The 26,382-nt window shown below is 61.8% G+C and carries 27 protein-coding genes; 6 read left to right on the top strand and 21 right to left on the bottom strand.

All coding sequences use genetic code 11. The features are described 5' to 3' along the window. Nucleotides 1-7 precede the first annotated feature (7 nt). Nucleotides 8-835 carry an EamA family transporter gene (locus AC2YB9_RS02295; protein WP_487267142.1) on the top strand — a complete coding sequence of 276 codons (828 nt, stop codon included), beginning with the start codon at nt 8-10 and terminating at the stop codon, nt 833-835. A gap of 41 nt (nt 836-876) precedes the next feature. Here AC2YB9_RS02295 and AC2YB9_RS02290 read toward each other — a convergent pair whose 3' ends face one another. The 12 genes from AC2YB9_RS02290 to AC2YB9_RS02235 form a co-directional block, all read right to left on the bottom strand. Continuing rightward, nucleotides 877-1,656, bottom strand: a complete 780-nt coding sequence (locus AC2YB9_RS02290) for a DNA-formamidopyrimidine glycosylase family protein (RefSeq protein WP_487267141.1) — start codon at nt 1,654-1,656, stop codon at nt 877-879. Between the two features lie 12 nt (nt 1,657-1,668). Beyond that, nucleotides 1,669-2,889: an Nramp family divalent metal transporter gene (locus AC2YB9_RS02285; RefSeq protein WP_487267140.1), complete on the bottom strand. Its 1,221-nt coding sequence runs from the start codon at nt 2,887-2,889 to the stop codon at nt 1,669-1,671. A gap of 83 nt (nt 2,890-2,972) precedes the next feature. Then, a complete protein-coding gene (locus AC2YB9_RS02280) occupies nt 2,973-3,815 on the bottom strand; it encodes a sulfurtransferase (protein WP_487267139.1) in 843 nt (280 codons plus the stop codon). Nucleotides 3,816-3,943: 128 nt separating this feature from the next. Further along, nucleotides 3,944-5,356, bottom strand: coding sequence for a DEAD/DEAH box helicase (locus AC2YB9_RS02275; protein ID WP_487267138.1), 1,413 nt, complete (start codon nt 5,354-5,356; stop codon nt 3,944-3,946). Between the two features lie 305 nt (nt 5,357-5,661). After that, the gene (locus AC2YB9_RS02270; RefSeq protein WP_487267137.1) at nt 5,662-5,880 is read right to left on the bottom strand and encodes an SCO4848 family membrane protein; all 219 of its coding nucleotides are present in this window, start codon (nt 5,878-5,880) and stop codon (nt 5,662-5,664) included. A gap of 23 nt (nt 5,881-5,903) precedes the next feature. Beyond that, a complete protein-coding gene (gene purQ / locus AC2YB9_RS02265) occupies nt 5,904-6,575 on the bottom strand; it encodes a phosphoribosylformylglycinamidine synthase subunit PurQ (RefSeq protein ID WP_487267136.1) in 672 nt (223 codons plus the stop codon). 76 nt (nt 6,576-6,651) lie between these two features. Beyond that, the gene (gene purS, locus AC2YB9_RS02260; protein WP_487267135.1) at nt 6,652-6,894 is read right to left on the bottom strand and encodes a phosphoribosylformylglycinamidine synthase subunit PurS; all 243 of its coding nucleotides are present in this window, start codon (nt 6,892-6,894) and stop codon (nt 6,652-6,654) included. A 158-nt stretch (nt 6,895-7,052) separates the two neighbouring features. Further along, a complete protein-coding gene (locus AC2YB9_RS02255; protein WP_487267134.1) occupies nt 7,053-8,606 on the bottom strand; it encodes a long-chain-fatty-acid--CoA ligase in 1,554 nt (517 codons plus the stop codon). A 59-nt stretch (nt 8,607-8,665) separates the two neighbouring features. After that, a complete protein-coding gene (locus tag AC2YB9_RS02250) occupies nt 8,666-9,529 on the bottom strand; it encodes a phosphoribosylaminoimidazolesuccinocarboxamide synthase (RefSeq protein ID WP_487267133.1) in 864 nt (287 codons plus the stop codon). Between the two features lie 127 nt (nt 9,530-9,656). Beyond that, nucleotides 9,657-11,078, bottom strand: coding sequence for an adenylosuccinate lyase (gene purB, locus AC2YB9_RS02245; protein WP_487267132.1), 1,422 nt, complete (start codon nt 11,076-11,078; stop codon nt 9,657-9,659). A 74-nt stretch (nt 11,079-11,152) separates the two neighbouring features. Beyond that, complete coding sequence (gene purD / locus AC2YB9_RS02240) at nt 11,153-12,403, bottom strand: phosphoribosylamine--glycine ligase (protein WP_487267131.1); 1,251 nt, start codon at nt 12,401-12,403, stop codon at nt 11,153-11,155. A 14-nt stretch (nt 12,404-12,417) separates the two neighbouring features. Continuing rightward, nucleotides 12,418-13,707, bottom strand: a complete 1,290-nt coding sequence (locus AC2YB9_RS02235; RefSeq protein ID WP_487267130.1) for an adenylosuccinate synthase — start codon at nt 13,705-13,707, stop codon at nt 12,418-12,420. A gap of 117 nt (nt 13,708-13,824) precedes the next feature. Between AC2YB9_RS02235 and AC2YB9_RS02230 the strand changes: the two genes are divergently transcribed. Further along, complete coding sequence (locus tag AC2YB9_RS02230; protein WP_487267129.1) at nt 13,825-13,986, top strand: hypothetical protein; 162 nt, start codon at nt 13,825-13,827, stop codon at nt 13,984-13,986. 64 nt (nt 13,987-14,050) lie between these two features. Continuing rightward, nucleotides 14,051-14,929, top strand: coding sequence for a diacylglycerol/lipid kinase family protein (locus AC2YB9_RS02225; protein WP_487267128.1), 879 nt, complete (start codon nt 14,051-14,053; stop codon nt 14,927-14,929). Between the two features lie 6 nt (nt 14,930-14,935). On the opposite strand, the gene AC2YB9_RS02220 is transcribed toward AC2YB9_RS02225, so the two are convergent. Continuing rightward, the gene (locus tag AC2YB9_RS02220; RefSeq protein ID WP_487267127.1) at nt 14,936-15,340 is read right to left on the bottom strand and encodes a DUF3151 domain-containing protein; all 405 of its coding nucleotides are present in this window, start codon (nt 15,338-15,340) and stop codon (nt 14,936-14,938) included. A gap of 197 nt (nt 15,341-15,537) precedes the next feature. Here AC2YB9_RS02220 and AC2YB9_RS02215 point away from each other — a divergent pair, with 197 nt between their 5' ends. After that, complete coding sequence (locus tag AC2YB9_RS02215; RefSeq protein WP_487267126.1) at nt 15,538-16,512, top strand: type IV toxin-antitoxin system AbiEi family antitoxin domain-containing protein; 975 nt, start codon at nt 15,538-15,540, stop codon at nt 16,510-16,512. Between the two features lie 93 nt (nt 16,513-16,605). Here AC2YB9_RS02215 and fbaA read toward each other — a convergent pair whose 3' ends face one another. The 7 genes from fbaA to AC2YB9_RS02180 all read right to left on the bottom strand — a co-directional run bounded on the left by fbaA (nt 16,606) and on the right by AC2YB9_RS02180 (nt 23,153). Then, complete coding sequence (gene fbaA, locus AC2YB9_RS02210; protein WP_487267125.1) at nt 16,606-17,640, bottom strand: class II fructose-bisphosphate aldolase; 1,035 nt, start codon at nt 17,638-17,640, stop codon at nt 16,606-16,608. A gap of 37 nt (nt 17,641-17,677) precedes the next feature. Then, nucleotides 17,678-19,039: an FAD-dependent oxidoreductase gene (locus AC2YB9_RS02205; protein ID WP_487267124.1), complete on the bottom strand. Its 1,362-nt coding sequence runs from the start codon at nt 19,037-19,039 to the stop codon at nt 17,678-17,680. 116 nt (nt 19,040-19,155) lie between these two features. Continuing rightward, the gene (locus AC2YB9_RS02200; RefSeq protein WP_487267123.1) at nt 19,156-19,782 is read right to left on the bottom strand and encodes a TrmH family RNA methyltransferase; all 627 of its coding nucleotides are present in this window, start codon (nt 19,780-19,782) and stop codon (nt 19,156-19,158) included. Then, nucleotides 19,779-20,426: an orotate phosphoribosyltransferase gene (pyrE, locus tag AC2YB9_RS02195; protein WP_487267122.1), complete on the bottom strand. Its 648-nt coding sequence runs from the start codon at nt 20,424-20,426 to the stop codon at nt 19,779-19,781. Before pyrE ends, AC2YB9_RS02200 begins: the two co-directional genes overlap by 4 nt. A gap of 42 nt (nt 20,427-20,468) precedes the next feature. Continuing rightward, nucleotides 20,469-21,128 carry a class E sortase gene (locus AC2YB9_RS02190; protein ID WP_487267121.1) on the bottom strand — a complete coding sequence of 220 codons (660 nt, stop codon included), beginning with the start codon at nt 21,126-21,128 and terminating at the stop codon, nt 20,469-20,471. 256 nt (nt 21,129-21,384) lie between these two features. Further along, the gene (locus AC2YB9_RS02185; protein WP_487267120.1) at nt 21,385-22,569 is read right to left on the bottom strand and encodes an MFS transporter; all 1,185 of its coding nucleotides are present in this window, start codon (nt 22,567-22,569) and stop codon (nt 21,385-21,387) included. Between the two features lie 2 nt (nt 22,570-22,571). Continuing rightward, on the bottom strand, nt 22,572-23,153 hold the full coding sequence (locus tag AC2YB9_RS02180) for a vitamin K epoxide reductase family protein (protein ID WP_487267119.1): 582 nt from the start codon (nt 23,151-23,153) through the stop codon (nt 22,572-22,574). A gap of 72 nt (nt 23,154-23,225) precedes the next feature. On the opposite strand from AC2YB9_RS02180, the gene AC2YB9_RS02175 reads away from it, so the two are divergent. Next, entirely contained in the window at nt 23,226-24,383 is a 1,158-nt protein-coding gene (locus AC2YB9_RS02175; protein ID WP_487267118.1) for a pyridoxal phosphate-dependent aminotransferase, read from the top strand. An 80-nt stretch (nt 24,384-24,463) separates the two neighbouring features. Here AC2YB9_RS02175 and AC2YB9_RS02170 read toward each other — a convergent pair whose 3' ends face one another. Beyond that, a complete protein-coding gene (locus AC2YB9_RS02170) occupies nt 24,464-24,973 on the bottom strand; it encodes an Lrp/AsnC family transcriptional regulator (RefSeq protein ID WP_487267117.1) in 510 nt (169 codons plus the stop codon). A gap of 112 nt (nt 24,974-25,085) precedes the next feature. On the opposite strand from AC2YB9_RS02170, the gene hppD reads away from it, so the two are divergent. Continuing rightward, the gene (hppD, locus tag AC2YB9_RS02165) at nt 25,086-26,285 is read left to right on the top strand and encodes a 4-hydroxyphenylpyruvate dioxygenase (RefSeq protein WP_487267116.1); all 1,200 of its coding nucleotides are present in this window, start codon (nt 25,086-25,088) and stop codon (nt 26,283-26,285) included. The last annotated feature ends 97 nt before the right edge of the window (nt 26,286-26,382 follow it).

The following is a 26,382-nucleotide window of genomic DNA, read 5'->3' as shown; positions in this document are numbered from 1 at the left end:
TCCGGTTGTGGCCATCGTTCTTGCTCTCATCTCCGCGCTCACCTATGGCGTCTCCGATTTCCTCGGTGGTTTTATTTCCCGCAATGTTTCGGCGTGGCAGACCGCTATCGTCGGGCAGAGTTCAACCACCGTCTTCTCCTTGATCGGCGGTGCCATCGTGGGCGGCACCGTGACCAGTGGCGACTGGACCTGGGCGGCAATCGCCGGGATGGGAAGCGGCTTCGGCACGGCCTTTCTCTACCGCGGTCTTGGCACCGGTCGAATGAGCGTCGTCGCGCCGATCTCTGCGATCGGCTCGGCGCTCGTACCCGTATCGTTCGGGATCGTCACCGGCGACCGCCCCTCGCTGCTGGTGCTCGCCGGCATCGCCAGCGCATTCCCGGCGATCTACCTGATCTCACAGGTCGTCGAGACAAACCCTGTCGGCCAGGGCGGTGTCGTCGACGGCGTCTTGGCCGGCCTCGGTTTCGGTTTCATGTTCGCGATGCTCGGCCAAGTCAACTCCGAAGCAGGACTTTGGCCACTCGCGCTGACTCAGTTCACCTCCGTGTTCGGGGTCATTCTCACCGCCACGGTCATGCGCGCGGCATGGATTCCCCGTGATCGCCGGGCCTACAAGGCAATCGTCATGGGCCCGATCGGTCTCGTCGCAACCGGCAGTTTCCTGTATGCGACCCACCATGGGTTGCTCTCGGTCGTGGCCGTCATCACAGCGCTCTACCCGGCCAGCACGGTGGTCCTCGCCGCACTCCTACTGCGTGAGCGCATTCACCGCCACCAAGCGGTCGGCCTCGCCCTGGCGGCAGCGGCGGTGGCCCTCGTTGCCGTCGGCTGAGGACACCGCCGTTACGTCATAGAGAAAGTGGCCCCTGGACCTCAATCGCTATGACGTAACGGGTTAGTGTCACCGCAGACCGGACACACCTCGCCTGCTCGCCCGTGAACACGCATGCGGCTGCGCTTATCGTCCTTGAGCTCAGCAATGGGCTTGCCCCGCGCCGCACCGACTGCTTCGGTGAGGATTGCGTGAGTCGCCGCTTCGAGTCGATCGATCTGGTCGTCATCGAGATTTTCGGCGATCGCGAACGGCGACAGCTTCGCCGCATGCAGGATCTCGTCGCTGTAAGCGTTGCCGATCCCGGCGATGATCTTCTGATCGCGGAGCAGCCGCTTGATCTGCATACGCCGGCCAAGCAACGGTCGAAGCGCGAAGTCCAGCGTAAGTGGGTCCGGTCCAAGCGCCGCAATCCCGGCGACATCTGTGGCGGCGCGAACCGCATACATCGCAAGCCCTTTGTGCGTGCCGGCCTCGGTGATGTCAAAGCCCAGCTGCGGACCGTCACCCGCATCAAGCCGTATGCGTGCCGCGATCGGACTCTTGCCAAGTTTGAGCCGCGTGGCCGGCAGCTGATCGGACCAGCGCAGCCAGCCAGCCTTCGCCAGATGTATGACGAGGTGTAGGCCGCCGATATCAAAGTCGATGAATTTGCCGTGCCGGGCGACGCCCTCGACAGCGAGGCCAGCATACGAATCGATCGGCGGATCGAATGTTTTCAGCACCGAGAATGACGCGAGTTCAATGCGTGCGACAACGGTTCCCACGGACTTCTCGCGCAGGAAAGCGACAAGCGCATCGACCTCGGGAAGTTCGGGCATGCCCCGAGCCTGTCACCCCTGAACGGTCAACCACAACAGGGCAAAGTTCAGCGCGATGATGATCAGGGCGACAAGCGTTGCGGATACGGTCGTGTACGTCTTGCTCCGGTGTGCGCCCATGATCCTGGCGCTGGCGGTCAGCCACACCAACGGAACGAGCGCGAACGGCACGCCAATCGACAGCATGACCTGCGAGGCGATGAGGACGTGACTGGGCTCGGCGCCGAACATCAGGATCACCAGGGCCGGTATGACCGTGACCGTACGCCGCACAAACATCGGCACTTGCCGGTGAAGCAACCCCTTCATGACCTCGGCACCGGCCGCGCATCCTACCGAGGTCGACGCAAGTCCCGAGCCAAGCAACGCGACCGCAAACAGCAGTGCCACGCCTGCACCCAGTTCGGAGGTGATGACTGCGTTAACCCCGTCGAGGGTGTCAGTGCCGGGAAGGCCTTCGAGGTTCGCCGCCGCGACGACCAGCAGGGAAAGATTCAAAATGCCAGCTAAGACCAACGCCACAATGACATCGACCTTGGTCACCGAGAGCAACTGTTGGATACTCAGACGCGCACCTCGATCACCCAAGCGGTCGACGGTCAGACTCGAGTGGAGATAGATCACATGCGGCATGACAGTCGCACCGATGATCCCGGAGGCGAGCAGGACGCTATCGGAGCCTTTGAACATTGGAATAAGTCCGCTGGCCAAATCGCCGCCGTCAGGAACATTGATGAACAAGCCCGCAGTGAATCCGACCGCGATCATGCCCAAAAATGCCATGATGACCCGCTCGAGTGCGCTCTGCCCGCGTACATCGCCGATGTGGAGCACGATCATCGAGATGACGGCGGTGACGACTGCACCGGCCACCAGGGGGAGGTCGAACAACAGATTGAGCGCAATGGCGCCGCCGACGATCTCGGCGACGTCGGTCGCCATGGCGATGATTTCGGCCTGCATCCAGAACGCGACGCGCGGCGCCGTTGGCAAGATCTCGCCGAGGTGAGTTGTGAGCGACTTTCCGGTGACCACGCCGAGTTTTGCTGACAGGTATTGCACCAGCATCGCCATGACGTTGGCCATCACGACGACCCACACGAGTGTGTAGCCAAATTGTGACCCTGCGGTCACGTTGGTCGCGACGTTACCGGGGTCAACATAAGCGACCGCAGCGATGAACGCCGGGCCGAGAAGCGTGACGCGCTTGGCGATCGACATTTCGCGCAACATTGTCCTATCAGGCTAGACGGTTAGCAGATTGCAACCATGCGTGCCTCAATATGGGAACCCCGTCGGGACGTGAAATGGGGGACTTAGAGTGCGCCCGGTTCGGCCCCCGTCGCAACCGCCAACTCGGGACGATTGCTCCACTGGGACCACGAGCCCGGATAGAGCGCCGCGTCGAAGCCGGCGATCGCGAGCGCAGCCACTTCGTGCGCAGCGGTCACGCCCGACCCGCAGTAGACCGCGATAGGAGTCGAGCCATCGATACCGAGCGCAGCAAATCGTTCGAGCAGGAGCTTTGCGTTCAGGAAGCGCCCGACCTGATCGAGGTTACCGAAGGTAGGCGCGCTGGCTGCTCCAGGTATGTGCCCGGCGACCGGGTCGACCGGTTCGGTCTCACCGCGATAACGATCAGCCGCACGTGCATCCAGCAGCAGACCAGTGGTCATGAACTCGGGAATCTGCTCCAGTTCGAGAACTCCCCCGGTGCCATCGAGAAGATCGACATTGCCCGCGTCCGGTTGGACATCCTCGGTGTGGAGGGCTCCCCCGGCGTCGGTCCAGGCCTTCAGCCCACCGTCGAGAAGTCGTACGTCGACGCCGGCCCGCCGCAGTAGCCACCAAGCACGCGCCGCCGAAAGATTGCCACTGTCGTCGTAGGCGACGACCTGGTCGCCAGCCCGGACACCCCACCGTCGCGCCGCGGCCTGCAACGAGTCGCCGGGCGGCAGCGGGTGCCGTCCATCGCTTGCCGCACCATGGCTCGAAAGCTCATCATCAAGCGACACGAACACCGATCCGGGTATGTGTCCGCGCAAATATTCGTCATGCCCCGGCGGCCCGCCCAACTGCCAGCGAACATCCAAGATGACAACCCGCTGGGCGGATTCAACAAGAATTCTGAGCTCGGCAGCCCGAATCAGCACGTCCATGCCCGAACCCTACGTCCGTTCGGCCCGCCCGCATACGCCGAGTGGCGCAGATTCGGGGTTTTTGGTTAACAATTATCCCGAATTTGCGCCACTCGGGGCACAAATCTGCGCCACTCGCGGGTTTGGAATCAGCTGGAGTATGACCGCTGGCGCGACTGTCCGCCGTTGCTGCCCTGTCCACCGGAACGCTTCTGTCCGCCGCCCTGGCCACCCTGACGGCTACGAGCACCGCCACGGTTGCGCGCGGAGGCATAGCCACCCTGCGGTGCCGACTTGCGTCGACCGCCACCGGGACGACCTTTGCCGCCACCGCCGGACTTCGAGGAAGCACCAGCGGCGGGGGCAGCAGTGCCGCCCTTTGCCAAGGCTTCGACCGTCATCGGCTGCGGCGCTGTCCGTGAGTCATGGTGTTTGGCCACAACGCCCGCCTTCTGCTGCAGACGGATGACGTCACCGAGGTCATTGGCGGTTGTCATCGTGATGACAGCACCGGACTCGCCAGCACGCGCGGTGCGGCCCGAACGGTGCAGGTATGCCTTGTGTTCGGCTGGCGCATCGTAATGGATGACAAGGCCGACATGGTCGACGTGGATGCCGCGCGCAGCGACATCGGTCGCGATGATCGCGGTGGCCTGTCCACTCGAGAACGTCTTGAGGTTGCGCTCACGGACCCGCTGCGACAAATCACCGTGCAGGTCAACAGCTTCGATGCCGTTGCGCGTGAGCTGACGGGCAAGGTTGGATGCACCGCGACGCGTACGAACGAACACGATCGTGCGCGGGTTGGCTGCAAGCAGCAACTTGATGGTGGCGACCTTTTCGGTCGGCGGCACCACGAGAACATGGTGTTCCATCTGGACTTCGTCGCCCGCAGGCGGCTCGAGCTCGTGCAGTTTGTGTTTCGGAAGGTGCTTACGGACTAGCTTGTCGACGTCACCGTCGAGCGTCGCCGAAAGCAGTAGGCGCTGACCATTGGCCGGTGTCTTAGTCAGGATGCGATCAATCGGCTTGAAAAAGCCGAGGTCGCAAAGGTGATCGGCCTCATCGAGGACCGTGATCTGGATGTCGTCGAGCGTGCAGCAGCGGCGATCGATCAAATCCTCAAGCCGACCGGGGGTGGCAATGACGACGTCGACACCCGAGCGGAGCCGCTTGATCTGGCGATCGATCGATGTTCCGCCATAAACCGTCGCGAGCCGAAGGCCGAGAGCATCGGCGAGCGGATCGAGGGCTTCGCGCACCTGGGTGGCGAGTTCACGGGTCGGCAGAACGATGAGGCCACGAGGAGCTTTGGGGCGGCTGGTGCCACCGGCAAGTTCCAGCAGAACCGGCACACCGAAGGCCAGGGTCTTACCGGAGCCGGTGCGGGCCCGGCCGAGAACGTTATCGCCGGCGAGCGCGTCGGGAATGACAGCTTCCTGGACCGGAGTCGGGCTGGTGATTCCCTGTGTGGACAAAACATTGACCAGCGAAACAGGGAGCGAAAGATCGGAAAAAGTGCGCGACGAAACGTCGCTGATTGCGTTAGGCAAAGAACTCACAGACTGAAGTAAAGCCCGTTCATTCCAGGCCGCGCAGGAGTGCGCACCTTCGCCGGGCAAAGAGAACGTCACCTGCGTGAGGTGACATTCACTTGTTCACATACTACCACGCAACAACGCATACCTTGACATCAAGAGATCAGGCGACCCGGCCCGGGGCGGCTGCGTATTTGACCAAAACGCCCTGTATACCGGGGTATTTAGCTCCGCAGTGGTGCCCGTCACCGGACCCTCAACTGAGCGTGCCTGTGACGAGAATCGCAACGAACGCCCGATCACCACGTCTTCGCACAGCGACGGATCGATCAGATGATCGCGATAACGCCCAAGACTCCGACGGCGATGCCGAGCGCGAGCGAGATCGCGATGAGAACCGTATGCACTTTGAGGAAGGCTGTGGGCTTCCCGGCGGCGTCCCGCGACCGCTCGTCGCGCACGATGCGTTTGAAAAACTGCGGCCAAATGAGCAGGTTCCATAGCCCCGCCACGATGAGGATGATCGACCAACCGACAGGAATGTCCATATCAACAGAGTATCGGTAGTGACTCAGGCCGAAACGAGGGCTTTGAGTGCCGAGGTGAAGAAGCCGAGCCCATCCGTGCCGGGACCGCACAGGTCCTCAATTGCGTGTTCGGGATGCGGCATCAAGCCGACGACGTTGCCGCGCTCATTGCTGATGCCAGCGATGTCGCGGAGTGATCCGTTGGGGTTGCCACCGAGGTAACGAGCGACAACGCGGCCCTCGCCCTCGAGGGTGTCGAGCGTCTTTTCATCGGCCACGAAGCCACCCTCGCCGTTCTTGAGCGGGATCACGATCTCTTGGTTTTTGGCGTACGTGTTGGTCCATGCGGTGTCGGTGTTTTCCAGCCGCAGCCGCTGATCACGGCATAGGAACTTGCGGTGATCGTTACGGATCAAGGCACCTGGTAGCAGTTGCGATTCGCACAAGATCTGGAAGCCGTTGCAAATGCCGAGCACCGGCATACCGCCACTAGCTGCGCCGATGACTTCGGTCATGACTGGCGCGAAACTGGCAATCGCTCCGCAGCGTAGATAGTCGCCATAGGAGAAGCCACCGGGCAGAACAACCGCGTCGACGCCGCGAAGATCGTGATCCCCATGCCAAAGCGCGACCGCTTCGGCGCCGGCTGCGCGCACAGCACGCAGCGCATCAACATCATCGAGGGAGCCCGGGAATGTGACGACCCCGATTTTCATGCGAGCCTCCCTGCAAGAGGTGCAGTATTCAGGAAGCCCCGCATAACAATCCCTTGGTTCACTCGCTGGCGCGCGCTCATTTATCAATCCGTACGGCGTAGTCCTCGATCACCGGATTCGACAGGAGCGTGAGCGCAATCTTGTCGACCTCGGCGAGAACATCGTCGTTGATCTCAGGCACTTCAAGCTCGAACCGCTTGCCCTGACGTACATCGGTCACACCGGTGAAACCGAGCCGCGGCAGCGCCCCGTGCACAGCTTTGCCCTGTGGGTCGAGAATCTCGACCTTCGGCATGACGTCGACGATGATGCGGGCCACGGGCGCTCCTCTGGCGGAAGGGTTCGAACAGGTGCCCTCAGTCTATCGAGTCCCGCCACCGCCCCTGCGAGTGGCGCAGATTCGTGCCGCGAGTGGCGCAGATTCGGGGTTTCGGACGCCCAAAATCCCCGAATCTGCGCCACTCGGCGGAAGGGTGGTTAGGAGAGTTCGCGTTTGAGGATTTTGCCGGTCGAGGTCATCGGCAACTCATCCCGGAACTCGATCAGACGCGGGTATTTGTAGGAGGCAAACTGCTCCTTACCCCACGCCTTCAACTCTTCCTCGGTGGTCGGATCGCCAGCATTCTTGACGACGATGGCCTTGATCTCCTCGCCGTGAGACTCGTGCGGAACCCCGATCACCGCGACCAGCGACACCGCCGGATGCGTCATCAGGACCTCTTCCAACTCACGCGGGTAGACGTTGTAGCCACCGCGAAGAATCATGTCCTTGGACCGGTCGACGATGTAGTAGAAGCCATCGACGTCCTTCTTGCCCAGGTCGCCGGATCGGAACCAACCATCATGGATTGCCTCGGCGGTGGCTTCGGGACGGTCGTAATAACCCTTCATGATGTTGTGGCCCTTGATCGCGATCTCACCGATCGCCTCAGGATCATCAACAACGTCCGACCAATCATCATTGATCAACTTCATCTCAACACCTGGGATGGGCAATCCGATCGAGCCGACCCGCGGATCCTGCCCGGCCGGGGAGAAGGAAGCAACCGGCGAGGTTTCCGACAGGCCATAACCTTCGAGAATGGTGACGCCGAAGCGCTCCTTGAACTGGCGATGGATGTCGACCGGCAATGCCGAGCCGCCCGAAGCAGCCACACGCAGATTTGCGGCGAGCGTCTTCACATCAACACTGTCGTCCAAGGCACCGAGCAAGCCCCAGTACATCGTCGGTACGCCGGCAAAGAACGTCACATTCTCCTTGAGCATCAGCCCGAGCGCAGCCTTGGATTCGAAGCGCGGCAGCATCACGACCGTGCCGCCGAATGCGAATGCACCATTTTGGCTGACGGTCTGTCCGAAGGAGTGGAACAACGGCAGCGCACAAAGGTAGGTGTCGGGGTTGCTCGGATCAGCGCCGAAAAGGTCTCTGCCAGCCAGCGCGTTGTCACGCATGTTGCGGTGCCGGAGTTCGGCGCCCTTGGGCTGGCCAGTCGTTCCGGAGGTGTAGAGAATCACGGCGGTGTCATCGTCGGAGACATCAATGGTCGTGAACGTCGGCGGCTGAGCGGCAACCGCTGAGGCGAACGTCTCCGTGCCCTCAATCGATGACGGCGCGGTCGGGTCGGCGGTGATCAAAAAGAACTCGGTGCAACCCTCGGTTTTGTTGAATCCTTCCCATACGGCAGCGCCGATCGGCAACTCGGGAGTGCCCTCGAACGCGAACACAGCCTTGGCATCGGAATCGTCCAAGTGATAAGCCACTTCACGACCCTTGAGCAGGACATTCAGCGGCACAACGGTCGCGCCGGCCTTAAGAATGCCGAAGTAAATGATGGTGAAATATGGGATGTTCGCGCAGGAGAGCGCGACCTTGTCACCCGGCTGGATGCCACGCGATACCAACAGATTGGCGACCTGATTGGCCGCAGCATTGACCTGCGCATAAGCAAGTCGACTGTCGCCGAGGACGATTGCGGTCCGATCGGGATAGCTGGCGGCAGAATCTTCAAGCAAGGCTGACAGGTTGGCCACGGTGACTCCTTAGAAGGTGACAGGAATCACCAGAATACTCACGGTATGACAACCGCAGGTCAGAAGGCCTCGCCGGTCAACTGTTCGTAGGCCTGCAAATAGCGCTCTCGCGTCTTCTCGACAATCTCTGCGGGCAGCGACGGCGGCTGCTGCTCACTTGCACGATCCCAACCGCTTTCGGTCGAGGTCAGCCAATCACGCACGAACTGTTTGTCATACGACGCTTGGGTCCGACCGACCTGATAACTGTCGGCGGGCCAGAAGCGCGATGAGTCCGGGGTGAGGACTTCATCGGCCAGAACGATCGTGCCATCCGGCCGTAGCCCGAACTCGAACTTCGTGTCGGCCAAAATGATGCCGCGCGAACGGGCGATCTCCCCGGCCCGGCCGTACACGTTGAGCGTCAACTCACGCAATGCCTCGGCGTGCTCGCGACCAATCGTGTCGACGATTGTCTCGAACGACACGTTCTCGTCGTGCTCACCAAGCTCAGCTTTGGTGGCTGGCGTGAAAATCGGTTTGACAAGTTTGGAACTCTCAACGAGTCCGGCCGGTAGCCGAACCCCGCACACTTCGCCGGTCGCCGCATAGTCAATCAGGCCCGAGCCGGTCAGGTAGCCGCGCGCGACGCATTCAACCGGGAACATCTCAAGGTTCTCGCAGATCAGCGCCCGACCGCGTACTCGCTCGGGCACATCGGTCGAGATGACGTGATTGGGGACGAGGTCCTTGAGCTGGTCGAACCACCACAGCGACATGCGGGTGAGAATCTCGCCCTTGTCCGGGATACCGGGCGACAGAATGAAGTCATATGCCGAGATCCGGTCGGACGCGACCATGAGCAGATTGCCGTTGTCGAGACGGTAAAGATCGCGGACCTTGCCCGAATGGACGTGCGATGCGCCGGGGATGTCGAGAGCCACGAGTGCAGCCTAGTGGTAGTCGTTCCACCAATCGGGGGTGCCTAGGAATGCGGCCAGCAACACCGCAACCGCGATGCCAAGGCTGATAAGACGATATTTGTCGATTGGTCTCATGAAAGATCCCTGCCTAGAGGATCGCACCCGGCGAATAGGCGGCCGCTTGCGGATGGCGGGCGACGACGGCGTCGATCTTGGCCAACACTTGATTGACCTGGCTGACGGCAGCGCCGGTGAACGTCAGCGGCTCGGCCAATAAAGAAGCCAAATCGGTCTCGGACAGCCCCAGCCGACTGTCGGCAGCGAAACGGTCGAATAGGTCGTTGTGGGCCGCGCCGGTCTCACGCATACCGAGGGCAACTGCCACAGCATTTTCCTTGATCGCCTCATGCGCGATCTCGCGGCCGACCCCGTGGCGTACGGCGGCCATGAGCACCTTGGTCGTGGCGAGGAAAGGCAAATACCGATCAAGTTCGCGCTGTATGACGGCTGGGAATGCGCCGAATTCGTCGAGAACGGTCAGGAAGGTCTGGAACAATCCGTCGGCGGCATAGAACGCATCAGGCAGCGCGACGCGGCGCACGACCGAACAGGACACATCGCCCTCATTCCATTGGTCACCGGCCAACTCGCTGACCATCGAGGCATAGCCGCGCAGGATCACCGCGAGGCCGTTGACCCGTTCACAGGAGCGCGTGTTCATTTTGTGCGGCATCGCACTCGAACCGACTTGGCCGGGCTTGAAACCCTCGGTCACGAGTTCATTGCCAGCCATCAAACGGATTGTGGTGGCCAAATTGGACGGTGCCGACACGAGTTGCACGAGCGCCGTCACGGCATCGAAGTCGAGTGAACGCGGATAGACCTGACCGACGCTCGAGAGCACCCGGTCGAAGCCGAGATGCGCTGCGACGCGGGACTCGAGTTCGGCCAGTTTGTCCTCATCGCCACCGAGCAGATCGAGTTGGTCCTGGGAGGTGCCGACCGGGCCCTTGATGCCACGCAGCGGATAGCGCGCCACCAGCTCCTCGACCCGTTCGATGCCGATCATCAGCTCGTCCGCGATAGTCGCGAAACGCTTGCCCAGTGTCGTGGCCTGAGCCGCGACGTTGTGGCTACGACCGGCCATGACGGTCAATTGATGCTCAGCTGCGAGTCGACCGAGCCGTACCAAAGCGCTGACTGCTCGGTCGCGCACTAGCTCAAGCGAGGCGCGTACCTGCAACTGCTCAACATTCTCGGTGAGGTCACGTGAGGTCATCCCCTTATGGATGTGCTCGGTGCCGGCCAGCGCCGCGAACTCCTCGATACGGGCCTTGACGTCATGGCGGGTCACGCGCTCGCGTGCGGCAATCGAGTCGAGATCGACCTGCTCGATCACTGCGGCATGTGCCTCGATGACGCCGTCGGGGGTCTCGATGCCGAGATCCTTTTGTGCCTTGAGCACAGCGATCCAGAGCTGCCGCTCGAGGACGATCTTGTGCTCGGGCGACCAGATCCGGGCCAATTCGGCAGAGGCATAGCGGCTGGCGAGAACATTTGGTGTGGTCACAGCGCCATTATCGCAGTGCTGATGAGTCGGCCGAAATCGCACTCAGCCGCGGACGACCCATCGACGGCATTAGCTTAGCTCTGCGCGGTAGCGACCGCGGCGATGTCCGTACGGTGTTGGGCGCCGTCAATCGAGATGAGATCAACACCCAAATAGGCGCGAGTGCGGGCGTCGGTCAGATCATCGCCGACCGCAGTCACCGCGAGGATGCGGCCGCCGGCTGTGACGAGGTTGCCGGCTTCATCAAGACTCGTACCCGCATGGATCACGTCGACACCATCGAGCGCATTGGCCGCGTCAACACCGGCAATCACATCGCCGGTGCGTGGCGATTCGGGATAACCCTCGGCGGCGACAACCACCGTCACCGAAGCGCCCTTGCTCCACTGCGGCAGGCCCACTTCGGCAAGGCCACCGGTTGCTGCGCCATAGAGCAGCGCCGAGAGCGGTGTCTCCAGAAGCGCCAGCAATGACTGTGTCTCCGGATCGCCGAAGCGGGCGTTGAACTCGATGACGCGCACTCCCCTGCTGGTCAACGCAAGACCGGCATAAAGCAACCCCGCGAATGGTGTGCCGCGACGAGCCATCTCCTCGACGGTGGGGACAAGCACCCGCCGGGTGACATCAGCGACCAGATCCGCGGGCGCCCAGGGCAGCGGCGTATAGGCCCCCATGCCACCGGTGTTAGGACCTTCATCATTGTCCCGGATGCGTTTGAAGTCCTGCGCTGGTTGGAGCGGCAGGACGGTCTGTCCATCGGTGATCGCAAACAGCGACACCTCGGGACCATCGAGGAACTCCTCGATAACGACTCGCCTGCACGTGGCCGCGTGGTCAATCGCAGCCTGGCGATCATCGGTCACGATGACGCCCTTGCCGGCGGCGAGCCCATCGTCCTTGACGACATACGGGGCACCGAACGAATCAAGGGCGGCCTCGACCTGATCAGGCGTATCGCAAACGCGAGCGAGTGCGGTCGGCACCTCAGCACCAGCCATGACCTGCTTGGCGAATGCCTTCGAGCCTTCGAGTCGGGCGGCCGCAGCGCTCGGCCCGAAGCAGGCGATGCCAGCGTCCCGGACGGCGTCGGCAACACCGGCAACCAGTGGCGCCTCCGGTCCGATGACCACCAGGTCTGCGCCGATGTTCAGTGCCAGCGCTGCGACGGCAGCACCGTCGAGTTGGTCGACCGCATGCAGGGTCGCGCAGGCGGCGATGCCTGGGTTGCCCGGCGCTGCGTGGACCTGCTCGACGTTGGGGTCGCGGGACAGCGCGAGCGCGAGCGCATGTTCGCGCCCGCCGCTACCGATCACAAGGGTCTTCATGGTTGCCTTCCGCCTCAGAGCAGGTCGTGGACGACGATCGTCTCTTCACGATCGGGTCCGACGCCGATTGCCGAGATCCGCGCACCCGACATCGCTTCGAGTGCTGTCACATACGCCTGTGCGTTGTCCGGCAGATCGTCGAACGTACGGCAATCAGAGATGTCCTCGTGCCAACCGTCGAAGAATTCGTAAATCGGCTTCGCGTGATGGAATGCGGTCTGCGTCATGGGCATTTCGTCAACCCGTTCGCCGTCGACCTCATAGGCAACACATACGGGAATTTTGTCCCAGCCGGTCAGTACGTCGAGCTTGGTCAGAACGAAATCGGTCACGCCATTGATCCGGGCGGCATACCGTGCGATCGGCGCGTCATACCAGCCGCAGCGGCGCGGTCGGCCGGTCGTGGTCCCGAACTCGAAGCCGTTCTGCCGCAGCCGCTCGCCGTCGCCATCGTCGTCGAATAGTTCGGTCGGGAACGGGCCTTCGCCGACCCGGGTGGCGTAAGCCTTGACGATCCCGATGACGCCGGTGATCTGGGTCGGTGGGATGCCGGAGCCGGTGCAGGCGCCGCCGGTCGTCGCCGAGGACGAAGTCACAAATGGGTAGGTGCCGTGATCCACATCGAGCAAGGTCGCTTGACCGGCTTCGAGGAGCACCGTTTTGCCCGCGTCGAGCGCTTCATGCAGCAGCAACGGGGTGTCCGCGACCATGGGGCGAAGCCGCTCAACATAGGAGAGGAGTTCCTCGACGATCTCGTCGACCTCGACCGCACGCCGGTTGTAGATCTTGGTGAGGATCTGATTCTTAAGGTCAAGTGCGCCCTCGACCTTCTGGCGCAGGATGTTCTCGTCGAAGAGATCCTGGATACGGATGCCAAGGCGATTCATCTTGTCGGCGTATGTCGGTCCGATGCCGCGGCCAGTCGTACCGATCTTGCGCGAGCCAAGGAAGCGTTCGGCGACCTTGTCCATCGTCCGGTTGTAGTCGGCGATGACGTGCGCATTGGCGCTGACGACCAGTCGTGACGTGTCGATACCGCGGGCTTCGAGTCCGTCGATCTCCTCGAACAGCACCGCCAGATCGACCACGACGCCGTTGCCGATGACCGGCACGCAGCCCTCGCTGAGGATCCCGCTGGGCAGGAGATGCAACGCATACTTCTCATCGCCGATGACGACCGTGTGGCCGGCGTTGTTGCCGCCGTTGAACTTAACGACATAATCGACACGGCTGCCGAGCAGGTCCGTTGCTTTGCCTTTGCCTTCGTCGCCCCACTGGGCCCCGACGATCACGACTGCGGGCATGGATATGCACCCCTGTTACCAAAAAGGAAGCCCCGTTCTCACGGCGCTCTTACCGGCCCAGCCTAGCCGATTTGGTGTCGGCCCGGTCAGCCCGACTGGCGGCCTCCTGCTCGATGCATGGCCTTCCTCGTGGCCGGACTGGTCGGCATCGTCTCGATCACGACCTCGCGTGCCGAGGTCGTGCTCGCTGACACCGCCGCCGTGTGGCGGCTTCCACTCATCGCGCTCGTCGTCGTGGTAGTCAGGCTTGGCGAGCCGGAGACCGTGCACGCGTCCTGAGGCCCGCCATCCGGGGCCTTACGACCGCAGTCTACCGAAAAAATCTACCCCGTAGGATTGTCGAATGAAGTCAGCGATCGCTATCACCAACGACCGGGCCGGCTCAGCGGAGAACGAAGCCGTGGAATCAGCGCTATCGGTTCTTCGCACCTCATATGACGTCACGGTTGTTTCGACCCATGATGACGGCGACCTTGATGCTGCGATTGGCGAGCACGAGACCGTCATTGCGATGGGTGGCGACGGCAGCCTCCATGCCGTTATCGCCGCTCTCCTCCGGATCGGCCGTCTCACCGACGTTGCAGTCGGACTGATCCCGTTGGGCACCGGCAACGATTTTGCCCGCAGCCTCAACATTCCAAACGTCCCCGCCGAGGCTGCCCAGCTCATCGTGGCCGGCCACCAGGTCGGAGTCGACCTCATCCGTGACGATGCCGGCGGATCGGCTATTAATGCCGTTCACCTCGGCGCCGGTGCCGAGGCCGCCGAGCGCGCCGCCACCTGGAAGGAAGCGCTCGGTCCTATCGCCTATGGCATCGGCGCGCTGGTCAGTGGGCTCGACACCGCGCCGCTCGCCGTCCAGATCAGCGTCGACGGCACCGCATTGCCGGCGGGCAACGGCGTGCTGCAGGTCGCGATCAACAACGGTAAATATGTCGGCGCAGGCACACCGCTAGCGCCGCAGGCCGACCCCTCCGACGGTCAACTCGACGTACTTGTCTCATACTCGACCGGCAACGCCGAGCGTCTGAGTTATGCGCGCGATCTTCGCGAGGGCACTCACGTCGACCGAGATGACGTCATGACGGTGCGCGGTACCAGCGTCACAGTGCACGGCGAACCGTTCTCCTGCAGCGCTGACGGCGAACTGCTCGAAGGCATCAGCGAACGTACCTGGCACATCGAACCGGGCGCGGTGTCGATGTTCGCACCCCGCTCCTAGACCCGATCAGCCGACGAGTTCGGCGTATGCCTCTGGGCTCGACTCGTGCAGGAACTCCCGGCAACGATGAGCCTCCTCGGCATCGCCGAGCCGTTCCGACGCTTCGGCAAGCACCGCGAGCGAACGGAGGAAGCCGTGGTTGGGTTTGTGCGACCACGGCACCGGGCCGTGACCCTTCCAACCGTTGCGGCGCAGCATGTCGAGTGAGCGGTGATAGCCGGTACGCGCGTAGGCATAGCCCTCCAGGTCGCGGCCATCGGCCAACGCGCTGTCGGCCAACAACGACCACGCCAACGGCGAATCGAGATGAGTCTCGGCCGCCAGCGCGGGGCTGTCGCCTGATGCAAGGTCGGCGGCGGCAGGATCTTCGGGCAGCAGAGTGGGCTCAGGCTCGCCCAGCAAGTTCGTCATACCGCCCATCCTCCCACCCCTTGGCGGTTTCCCACGATAACCCCGAAATCTGTCGCTTCTAACAGGTTGCAACGTGTTAGAAGCGACAGATTCCTGTGAGAAATCGAACTTGTCCACACGACGCCGGACCCCGCCGCTTATCCACAGCTACCAGATTGGGTGCCGCCATACTGCGACGATCCCACGAGGCTTACGACATGGACGCACTCGAAGCACTTGCCATCAGCCGCGGTTTCATCACTCGACCGGAAATCCTGGACTGCGGATATGACGACCGTACGATCCGTGACGCGCGCCGGTCTGGATATTTGGTCAGCATCGGACCTGGCTTGTATGCATTTGGAGCCACCTACCGCAGCCTGTCTGCCGATCAACAACATTTGGTGCGCTGCCGAGCGGTGCTGCATCGACACAACGGTTCGGTCGTCCTGAGCCATCAGTCAGCGGCCCTCGCCCATGGCGCCGCGGTCTGGGGCAGCGACCTCTCCTTGGTCAACATCACTCGACTCAATGGCGGTCGCGGTCGACATGAAGCTGGCGTATTCCATCACATGGGCCACGTTGATGAGTCCGAGATCGAAGAGGTCAACGGGCTTTTGGTGGTCAAGACGCCGCGCGCGATCTGGGAAGCGGCGTGCACATCGTCGATCGAATCAGGACTCGTCACGGTCGACTCGGCGCTCCATCAGAAGGCTGTGGAAATCGAAGAACTCCAAGATTTCGCCGCATACTTCGAATGCTGGCCCGGGTCACGGGCCGGCCGACTCACATTTCGACTCGCCGATGGGCGCGCCGAATCACCCGGCGAATCGCGATGCCGTTATCTGTTCTGGCGATATGGGATCCCTGAACCGGAACTCCAATACACCGTCAGGACCCCCGACGGCCGGGTTATCGCCCGCACGGATTTCGGCTGGCCGACGTTCTGTCACATCGGGGAGTTCGACGGCTTGGTCAAATACTCCGGCGCCTTCGGCATCAGCGGCACCCATGCTCTGGCCGATGAAAAGGCACGCGAAGATGAAGTCCGCGGTGAGAACCTTGGCGTGAGCCGGGTCGTATGGCGCCAGCTTGATCCTCCGAATGCTGTCCACACGGCACAACGCATACAGAGAGATTTGGAGCGATCACGCCGATTGTATGCACGTAATCGCACGACGATCACACTCTGAGCAGCATATTTTTCACAGAAAACTGGCACTCCTCACAGAAAGCAACATGTGAGAAATGCCAGTTTTCGGGGTTATCGTGGGAAACCTCGAGGGTTAGAGCTTGGTGCCGGCGGAGCGGAGCGCTTGGCAGGCTTCGACCACGCGGGCAGCCATCCCCGCTTCGGCGGCTTTGCCCCAGGCGCGGGGGTCATACTGCTTCTTGTTGCCGACCTCCCCATCCACCTTGAGTACGCCGGTGTAGTTGGCGAACATATAGTCGACGACCGGGCGGGTGAATGCGTACTGCGTGTCGGTGTCGACATTCATCTTGACGACGCCGTAGTCGACGGCCGCCGAGATCTCTTCGGGAAGCGAGCCGGAGCCGCCGTGGAACACCAGATCGAATGGCTTGTCCTGGCCATACGTCTCTGATTTATACCGTGCGCCGACTGCAGCCTGCGCTTCCTTGAGGATCTCCGGACGAAGTTTGACGTTGCCGGGCTTGTAGACGCCGTGGACATTGCCGAATGTCAGAGCAGTCATGTAGCGGCCATTCTCACCAAGTCCGAGCGCAGCCGCCGTCGCCAGCGCATCCTCGGGAGTTGTGTAGAGGTGCTCACCCTGGCCACCTTCGACCCCGTCTTCCTCGCCGCCGACGATGCCGATCTCGACCTCAAGAATGATGTTCGCGGCCGCAGCCTTGCCCAATAATTCACGAGCAATCTCGAGGTTCTCGGTCAACGGAATGGCCGAACCGTCCCACATGTGCGATTGGAAGTATGGCAGCCCGCCACCCTTGACCCGCTCGGCCGAGAGTTCAAGCAGTGGACGTACGAAGCCGTCAAGCTTGTCCTTGGGGCAGTGATCGGTATGCAGCGCGACGTTGACGCCATAGCCCTTGGCGACCTCTTGGGCATAGAGCGCGAAGGCGATCGAGCCATTGACCATGTTCTTGACCGTCGGGCCAGACAGATAATCCGCGCCGCCGGTGGAGATCTGAATGATGCCGTCACTCTCGGCCTCGGCAAAGCCCTGAAGCGCCGCGTTCAGCGTCTGCGAGGACGACACGTTGATCGCCGGGTAGGCGAACGACTCGCGCTTGGCCTTGTCGAGCATCTCGGCGTAGACCTCGGGGGTTGCGACGGACATTGAAACTCCTCGGACTGAATGTAGTTGGGTTCTGGGCTCAGTATCCCAGTTCTTTGACGGCAGCACGAGCGGCCACCTGAATGGGGCTCCACACCGAGGAAAACGGCGGCGCGTAGGCGAGATCGAGCATCACTATTTCGTCCACCGTAAGGCCGGCGGCCAGCGCAGTCCCGGCGACATCGATGCGCAGCGCGGCATCCTCGAGTCCGACGATCTGGGCGCCGAGCAACTTTCGCGATGTGCGGTCAGCAATCATGACGACGGTCATGGTGCCCGGATTGGGCATATAGCCAGCGAAGTTGGTGGTCTCAACCGAAACGACGACCGGATCGAAGCCAGCCGCTCGCGCTTGCTTCTCGCCCAGCCCCGTACGCGAGATTTCGAGCGCACAAAACTTGGTGATCGCAGTTTGGACGACGCCCGGGAAACTGAGCCGCGGCGTCTCGTCAAGCAAGTCGGCCGCAATCGAATCGCCAGCGACCATGCCCTGCTTGTTGGCGTGCGTGCCGAGCGGGAGATGGATCATGTCGCCGGTGATCCGATCCTTGCTCACGACACAGTCGCCAGCCGCCCAGATGTCGGGGAAACCTAGGACCCGTTGGTGCTCGTCGACCACGATGCCGCCCTTAGCGCCGAGTGGCAGGCCCGCGTCGGCGGCGAGCGCGGACCGGGCCGAAACCCCGAGGCCCAGGATGACGAGATCAGCATCGACCTGTCCGCCATCGACCGTCACGGCCGTGACCGCGCCGCCCTCGAGCACGAAGCCGGTGACTCCGGTGTCGGCGTGCAACTGAATGCCGCGTCCGCGCATCGCCTCGGCAATCAGCTCGCCCAGCATGGGTTCGACGATCGACATCGGGGTCGGTGCCTTCTCGATGACGGTGGTGTCGAACCCTCGGGCGACACATGCCTCGGCGATCTCCAGGCCGATGTAGCCACTGCCGACCACCACGACCCGTCGCGGCCCTTCGGCGAGCGCATCAATGAGTGCCTGACCGTCGGCCAGCGTCTGAACGCCGTGGATGCCATCGCCCTCGATTCCCGGCAGGTCCGGCCGGATCGGCTCCGCTCCGGTCGCGATGACGAGTCGGTCATAGCTGAGTTTCTCACCGCCGCGAATCGAGACCGTATGCGCGACGGGGTCGATCGCGGTGGCTTCGGCATCCAGCCGGACGTCAATGCCGTTGCGCCGGTGTTGCTCCGGTGTACGGACGACGAGCGCGTCGCGCGAGTCGACCGTGCCCGCAACCCAGTAGGGGATCCCGCAGGCCGAGTATGACGTCCACTGCCCACGCTCCAGGACGACGACTTCATCATCAGCGTGCAGTCTTCGCCGCAGGGCCGAGGCTGCGGTCATACCGGCCGCATCGCCACCAATAACAACAACACGAGACGTCATGGCGTGACCTCCGTCAGAAACCCACAATACGGAGGCCGCACCATGACTGGCAGATGATTGTTCACTCGCTGTCGCTCGCTCATGACCACCAGCCTAGGCCAATCAGCCTAGATCGATTAGAAGATGTGCTGGCGGATCCAACTGTGCATCGCGATCGCGGCGGCTGCGCCGACGTTAATCGAACGAGTCGAACCAAACTGCGAAATTTCCAACGTCGCTGCACACACCGCACGCATCGGTTCGGACAGGCCTGGGCCTTCTTGGCCGAACACGAGGACACAGTCCCGCGGCAACGTGGCGGTCTCGATCGGGACTGAGCCCTCGACATTGTCGATTCCGATGATGTCGAGCCCGGCGCTTGCTGCCCACTCGGCGAACTCGTCGACCGTCTCGTGATGGCGGATGTGTTGATAGCGATCGGTCACCATCGCGCCGCGCTTATTCCAGCGACGCTTACCAACGATGTGGACTTCAGCGACGCCGAACGCATTGGCCGTGCGCACGATCGAGCCGATGTTGAAGTCGTGTTGCCAGTTCTCAACTGCGATGTGGAAGGCGTGCCGGTCACGGTCAAGATCGGCAACGACCGCCTCCAGCGCCCAATAGCGATATTTGTCGACGACATTGCGCCGGTCACCATCACGCAGCAGCTCGGGATCGAAGTGTTCGTCGGTCGGCCAGTCCCCCAACCACGGCCCAACGCCAACAACATCGTCCGGCTCGTCAGCTGTTATGTCAGTCATACCGTGACGCCGTAGGTCTCCCGGTAGGCACTGACCGCCGCAAGATGCTCGCCGTGTTGCCCACCCTGGCGGAGGTATTCGATGATCTGGTCCAACGTGATGATGCTCGCGACGCGGATACCGAAATCACGTTCGACCGCTTGGATCGCCGAGCAATCGCCCGCACCGCGCTCCTGTCGATCAACCGCGACGACAACACCCACCGCCTCGGCGCCAGCATCGGTCACGATCTCCATGACCTCGCGAATCGCCGTGCCTGCGGTGATCACATCGTCAACGATCAGAACTTTTCCGGCAAGCGGCGATCCAACGATCAGCCCGCCTTCGCCGTGGTCCTTCGCCTCCTTGCGGTTGAAGCACCAGGGAACATCCAGCCCATGCAATTCCGCCAGTTGCACGACCGTCGCCGAGGCAATCGGGATGCCCTTGTATGACGGCCCGAGTATGACGTCGAACTCGATCCCGCTGTCGGCAATCGCGGCCGCGTAGAAACGACCGAGACCGGCCAATCGTTCACCGGTATTGAACGACCCCGCGTTGAAGAAGTACGGCGAGCGCCGACCCGACTTGAGCGTGAAGTCGCCGAACTTCAGAACGTCGTGACGCAGCGCGAACTCGATGAACTCGTGGTGAAAATCCTGCACAGTAGCCGTCCGTCGTAATGGTGGGAGGTGAGACCGAAACGATCAGTTCGATGCCGGCGGGGCGGTCTTCGATTTGTCGACCGTCTTGACCAGATCGCCGAAAACGACATTGCGGTTATCGGTGTGGAATAACTCCGAGCAGGTCAACATCGTCAGAATCGGTTTGGTCGGAACGAAGTTGCGATCAATCGGATTGGACATGAGCACCCACCCGGTGGAGAAGTCCACGGTCCGATCGGTGCCATTGTCACGCAAGACATACGTATAGACGTGGGTGCGCGTCTCGATATAGACGTTGTCGCCCTTGCGGAGCTTGAGGAAGTCCCGGAACGGTTCACCATGGGTCACCCGGTGGCCGGCAATCGCGAAGTTACCGACCTCGCCAGGCTTTACACCCTTTTTGTACCAACCAACGCCTTTGGCCAAGGCAGTCTGGTCGAAGCCGGGAATGATCGGCTGTTCATACTTTTTGCCGAACCGTGGCACCCGCAGCAGCCCAATCTCGTCGCCGTCGATGTTGTCCTTCCACTTGGCCTTGATCTGGGTCTTGACCTCGGCTTGTTTGTGTTTGGACACGATGTCCGTGCCGTAATATTGCCAACCGACGTAGCCGAGGAAGCCCAGCCCGACCAAAATCAGCAGGGCACCGAACAAGCTGACGATCCGCTGAGTCGGGCTGCGTCGGGGTCGGTGTGAGGCCATGACCACAATTCTCGCATCTGCTCCCAAAGCGTCGATCAGGGATCAGGAGATTCTCAGCAAAAACTTCTGAATTATTTCTTCAATTCGCTAACGGACCACTGATCGGGGACCTAACATTGATTCCACAGGCCAGTGCGCACACCAACCATTGATCCTGTAGTCGCCCCATCCTTTCACCCCCCGAGAAGGATGGGGCGACACTTATTTCCTGGGAGCATCATTTGGGAGCGCTGGCTGGGAGCGCTGATCGGCCGTGCTATTCGAGCGCCGGGCGATCTCCCGAGTCGCTGACCGCGTCGGCAGTCGCGAATGACTTCGCCACGATCAACACGATGGGAATCAACACCAGCGGTATGACGAATGCCCAGCGCAGCTGACCGCCCGTCGCGGCGGCGCCAATCGCACCGCTGCCGACGATCGCACCAAGGTAATTGGCAATATTGAGTCGGGCGATTGCGACATCGACGCCATCGGGCCCAACCGCACCGGCAATCGCAGCGAAGGCCAGCGGAGCGAGGATCGCTAGACCAAGGCCGGCAAAAAAGAACCCAGCGATCGCGAGGGCCGGCACGGGTGCGACGACGACACCGAGCAGGCCGGCAATGCCGATCAACGTTCCGACCCGGACAACGAACACTGCACCGTGCTTACGGACCAAGAAATCGCCGCCGAAGCGGGAAACGAGAGCCCCGGCTTCGTACGCCGCGAACGCCAGCGGCGCAACTGCCTTGGACGAATCGAGCGCATCCCGAAGGTATTTGCTGCTCCACGCCAAGATGCCCGTGTCGGAGGCATAGAACACGAGAATCGCCAGTCCGATGAGCAGCATCGGACGCCACGGGATCTGGATTCCCTCCCCGCCGAGCGGGACGGCAACCTCGCGCGCATCAATAAACTTCGGCCGCGCCCACACCGTGATGCCCAGCGAAACGACCGCCACCAACCCGAGTGACCACACCAGTGGAATGTCGAGCTTCGAGACGCCCGCCGCATACAGAGCGCCGACAATTCCGGCGACACTCCATATTCCGTGAAAGTTTGCCATGATGCTGCGGCCATACGCAGCCTGAACACGCACGCCCTGCATGTTCATCCCGGCATCGACACCACCAACACCCAAGCCATACAGCGCGAACGCAAGGATTATCGCGAATTTGCTCGGCGCCAGGCCGATCAGCAGAGCACCCAGCGAAATCGTCAGTAATGCCAGTCCGAACGCCGTGGCACTGGAGCGCCGTTCGGCGATCATGCCAGCGAGGACGCTGCCGACACCAGCGAGGACCGCGACAATCAGCGACAACAGCGTGACATCGCCATCATTGAGACCAAGCTTGTCCTGAATACCGGGAATCTGGGTGAGGATTGCAGCGAACACGAGCCCCTGCAGGAAGAAGCCCGCAGCGACCGCGATCCGGGTGCGACTCAGCGCGGCCGTGCCCATCGTCAGGCGTAGAACCGGAAGAAGATCGCAGCCGCGACCGCGATGTACCAAAGGACCAGGATCAGCGCATGCCAGTTGCCAAGGAACTCAGCAACCGGGTTACCGGGGAACCACGCCCGCACATTGCCATTCGTGACGTAGATGAAGGTCGGTATGACGACCGCCCACGTCGCCATGCACCACGGGCACAGCGCGGTGATCTCGTAGATCGTTTGGTACTGCAGCCAGAGGACGGAGGCGATGCCGAGCGTCACGCCAACTTGCAAGCTGGCCCAGATCCATTCGGGAAATTCGAGCTTCGCGAGCAGCAGGACGCCGAGCGTCAAGACCACGGGGAATGCGATCAACCCGATCCAGGGATTTGGGAAGCCGAACACGACTGCCTGATCGCTCTTCATCACATTGGTGCAATTGAGAATTGCACTGAAGTTGCAGGCCGGCACGAAGTCGGGGTTCTTCGCTAACTCGAGCTCATCGTGGGTGAGCACGAAGGAGGAGATCAGTCCGATGATGCCTGACAGAGTCAAGAGGGCACCAAGGCCGAAGGGCGTGTGGCGCGTGTCGCCGGCCGTCATAGTAGTCATCAGCGCCATCGTAGGGCCTGGTCGCTAATATCGCGCCGGAACCGCCGCCAAATACGTGAGAGTGTTGGTCGTATGAAGACCTCAAGTCAACGCATCGACGGACTGGGAACGACAATCTTCGCGGAAATGTCGGCGCTCGCGACACGAACCGAAGCAGTCAACCTCGGGCAGGGATTTCCCGATACCGACGGACCCGCCAGCATCATCGAAGCTGCGGTTGAGGCCATGCGCAACGGTCACAATCAATATGCACCCGGCATCGGGATCCCCGCGCTGCGCCAAGCGATCGCCGAGCATCAACGGACCTGGTATGGCCTCGAACTTGATCCCGATCGCGAGGTTGCGGTGACGACCGGAGCGACCGAGGCGATCGCGACCGCACTACTTGGCTTGATCGATCCCGGGGACGAGGTCATCGTGCTGGAGCCCTATTACGACTCCTATGTCGCCTGCATCCAAATGGCCGGTGGAATTCGCAGGCCAGTGACGCTTCGAGCACCTGATTTTCGATTGTCACTCGACGAATTGCGTAGCGCCGTGAGTCCGCGAACCACCACAATTCTGCTCAACTCGCCGCACAATCCAACTGGCACGGTGCTGTCTGTGGACGAATTATCGGCGGTCGCGACGCTTGCGATTGAGCACGATTTGAATGTCATCAGCGATGAGGTCTACGAACACCTCACGTTCGACGGCTTCGCCCACACACCGATCGCGACCCTGCCCGGGATGGCCGAGCGAACCCTCACCATCTCAAGCGGCGGCAAGACGTTTTCGTTCACCGGCTGGAAGATCGGCTGGGCGAGTGGTCCCGCGTCGTTGATTCAGGCGATGCTCGCCGTCAAACAGTTCGTGACCTACACGTCGGGGGCGCCGTTGCAGCCGGCGATCGCCAAAGCACTCGCCTTCGGCGCAGACTATTTCGATGGGTTCGAGGCAAGCATGCTTGCGCAGCGAGATCTGTTGTGCAGCGGACTCGCCGAGATCGGTTTCGACGTATTCGTGCCGCAGGGAACCTATTTCGTGACGACCGACATACGTCCACTCGGCTTCAACGATGGCCTCGAGTTCTGCCGATCGTTGCCGGAGCGGGCTGGCGTTGTTGCGATCCCGCATGAGGTTTTCTGGGACGATAAGGCCGCCGGCCGGCCGTTGGTCCGCTGGGCATTCTGCAAACGTCCCGAGGTGCTGACCGAGGCCCTCGACCGACTCCAGGTCCTTCGCACCTGACCTACGGCCCCTTGAACCCAAGTATGTCATTAGGTTGCTCAGGCACCGCCGCCTTGGGTTGACGGTGGCTCAGCAACCTCTCACGAGGTGGGTCGGTAGGCAGGGGCTCTGGTCGAACCCTTCCTGGCGTGTTCGGCCAACATCGGCAACACCCTCGGCGGCACGAGTTCTGACAATACGATGACGCTGGTCGACCGCGCGACTGAGCCGGACTTGCTGATGTGCAGGAGTGTTTCCTGTAACTCCTCGTGCGACGTCGCCGAAATCTTGCACAGGACATCAGCGTTGCCGCTGGTGACGAATGCTTCAAGTACTTGCGGCAATCCGTCGAGCTCGGTCGTGACTGCGTCAAGTGCGCCCTGGGCGATCTCGAGGGTCACAAACGCCAGGACCGGATGCCCCGCAGCAATCAGGCTGATATCGGGCCCATAGCCGGTGATGACGCCCGAGTCCTCCATCCGCTGCAACCGCGACTGAACCGTGGCGCGGGCGACGTCGGTCAGACGAGAAAGTTCAAGCACACCGGCACGCGGATTGTGCTGGAGCGCCTCGATCAGGGCTAAATCCAATTGGTCAACTTGATGTGCCATCTACTGAGCATACTGTCTAGTTGTTAGTGAATATGTTCGGCAATGCTTCCCCCTGAGCTCAGCCGTTGCTGTGCTGGTTGCATCGTCGCGACCGGTGCGATTCGCTGAAGGCATGACCCTGGATCTGACTGACACCGAACGCCTCGCCGACCTCGACTTCGACCAGCTCAAACAACTCGTCGGGCTCGTCGAATACGACTCCAACGCCGATCCATTCCCCGTCACAGGTTGGGATGCCATCGTTTGGGCGGTCGGCAATGCCACCCAGGCCGCACAGTTCTACCGGTCCGCATTCGGTATGGATCTCGTCGCGTACAGCGGTCCCGAAACCGGCAACCGCGACCACCATGCATACGTCATGGAGAGCGGGGCAGTCCGTTTCGTCCTCAAGGGCGGGGTCGATCCCGACAGCACGATCCTCGACCACCATCGCGCCCACGGCGACGGCATCATGGACATCGCGCTCGAAGTCCCTGACGTCGACAAATGCATCGACCACGCCCGGGCCCAGGGTGCCACGATTCTCGAAGCGGCTCACGATATCAGCGATGAACATGGCACCGTTCGCATTGGCGCCATCGCGGCTTACGGCGACACTCGGCACACACTGGTCGATCGCAGCAAGTACGACGGCCCGTACCTTCCCGGCTACGTCGCACGTGCCTCGACATACGTTAAGCCAGCCGATGCACCGAAACGCGTGTTCCAAGCACTCGATCATGTCGTCGGCAATGTCGAGATCGGCCGCATGGATCAATGGGTCGACTTCTACAACCGGATCATGGGATTCACCAACATGGCCGAGTTCATCGGCGACGACATCGCGACCGAATACTCCGCGCTCATGAGCAAGGTTGTCTCCAGCGGCAATCATCGGGTGAAGTTTCCGCTCAATGAGCCGGCCATCGGCAAGCGTAAGTCGCAGATCGACGAGTATCTCGAGTTTTACCGTGGCCCCGGCGCCCAGCACCTGGCGCTCGCCACCAATGACATCCTGACCACGGTCGACCTCCTGCGCGCCCGCGGCATCGATTTCCTCGACACTCCCGACTCGTATTACACCGATCCAGCGTTGCGGGAGCGCATCGGCGAGGTTCGCGTGCCGATCGAGGAGCTGCAGAAGCGCGGCATTCTGGTCGACCGCGACGAGGACGGCTACCTTCTACAAATCTTCACCAAGCCGATCGGCGACCGCCCCACCGTGTTCTTTGAGCTCATCGAACGCCACGGTTCACTCGGTTTCGGCAAAGGCAACTTCCAGGCGCTGTTCGAGGCGATCGAGCGCGAGCAGGCGCGGCGTGGAAACTTCTAGAGGCGGCAGCTTCTGACCACAACGTCATCCCAAATGAACCCTATGGAGTTCAGTTGGGATGACGTACGCGGACGGTCTGGTTAGAGTCGAACGCAGG

The organism is Aeromicrobium changchenzhani, from assembly GCF_057586615.1.
The sequence above is the reverse complement of the archived record's forward strand: the minus strand, read 5'-3'. Positions and strand labels throughout refer to the sequence as shown.

Coding starts and splice junctions, on each gene's coding strand:
- AC2YB9_RS02285 (WP_487267140.1), bottom strand. CDS start 2,889: ATGTTGCGCGAAATGTCGATCGCCAAGCGCGTCACGCTTCTCGGCCCG.
- AC2YB9_RS02270 (WP_487267137.1), bottom strand. CDS start 5,880: ATGGACATTCCTGTCGGTTGGTCGATCATCCTCATCGTGGCGGGGCTA.
- AC2YB9_RS02280 (WP_487267139.1), bottom strand. CDS start 3,815: ATGGACGTGCTGATTCGGGCTGCCGAGCTCAGAATTCTTGTTGAATCC.
- AC2YB9_RS02180 (WP_487267119.1), bottom strand. CDS start 23,153: ATGACTACTATGACGGCCGGCGACACGCGCCACACGCCCTTCGGCCTT.
- AC2YB9_RS02205 (WP_487267124.1), bottom strand. CDS start 19,039: ATGACGTCTCGTGTTGTTGTTATTGGTGGCGATGCGGCCGGTATGACC.
- AC2YB9_RS02170 (WP_487267117.1), bottom strand. CDS start 24,973: ATGGCACATCAAGTTGACCAATTGGATTTAGCCCTGATCGAGGCGCTC.
- hppD (WP_487267116.1), top strand. CDS start 25,086: ATGACCCTGGATCTGACTGACACCGAACGCCTCGCCGACCTCGACTTC.
- AC2YB9_RS02235 (WP_487267130.1), bottom strand. CDS start 13,707: ATGCCCGCAGTCGTGATCGTCGGGGCCCAGTGGGGCGACGAAGGCAAA.
- purD (WP_487267131.1), bottom strand. CDS start 12,403: ATGAAGACCCTTGTGATCGGTAGCGGCGGGCGCGAACATGCGCTCGCG.
- AC2YB9_RS02230 (WP_487267129.1), top strand. CDS start 13,825: ATGGCCTTCCTCGTGGCCGGACTGGTCGGCATCGTCTCGATCACGACC.
- fbaA (WP_487267125.1), bottom strand. CDS start 17,640: ATGTCCGTCGCAACCCCCGAGGTCTACGCCGAGATGCTCGACAAGGCC.
- AC2YB9_RS02200 (WP_487267123.1), bottom strand. CDS start 19,782: ATGACTGACATAACAGCTGACGAGCCGGACGATGTTGTTGGCGTTGGG.
- AC2YB9_RS02225 (WP_487267128.1), top strand. CDS start 14,051: ATGAAGTCAGCGATCGCTATCACCAACGACCGGGCCGGCTCAGCGGAG.
- AC2YB9_RS02215 (WP_487267126.1), top strand. CDS start 15,538: ATGGACGCACTCGAAGCACTTGCCATCAGCCGCGGTTTCATCACTCGA.
- AC2YB9_RS02185 (WP_487267120.1), bottom strand. CDS start 22,569: ATGGGCACGGCCGCGCTGAGTCGCACCCGGATCGCGGTCGCTGCGGGC.
- AC2YB9_RS02175 (WP_487267118.1), top strand. CDS start 23,226: ATGAAGACCTCAAGTCAACGCATCGACGGACTGGGAACGACAATCTTC.
- AC2YB9_RS02190 (WP_487267121.1), bottom strand. CDS start 21,128: ATGGCCTCACACCGACCCCGACGCAGCCCGACTCAGCGGATCGTCAGC.
- AC2YB9_RS02290 (WP_487267141.1), bottom strand. CDS start 1,656: ATGCCCGAACTTCCCGAGGTCGATGCGCTTGTCGCTTTCCTGCGCGAG.
- AC2YB9_RS02220 (WP_487267127.1), bottom strand. CDS start 15,340: ATGACGAACTTGCTGGGCGAGCCTGAGCCCACTCTGCTGCCCGAAGAT.
- purQ (WP_487267136.1), bottom strand. CDS start 6,575: ATGAAAATCGGGGTCGTCACATTCCCGGGCTCCCTCGATGATGTTGAT.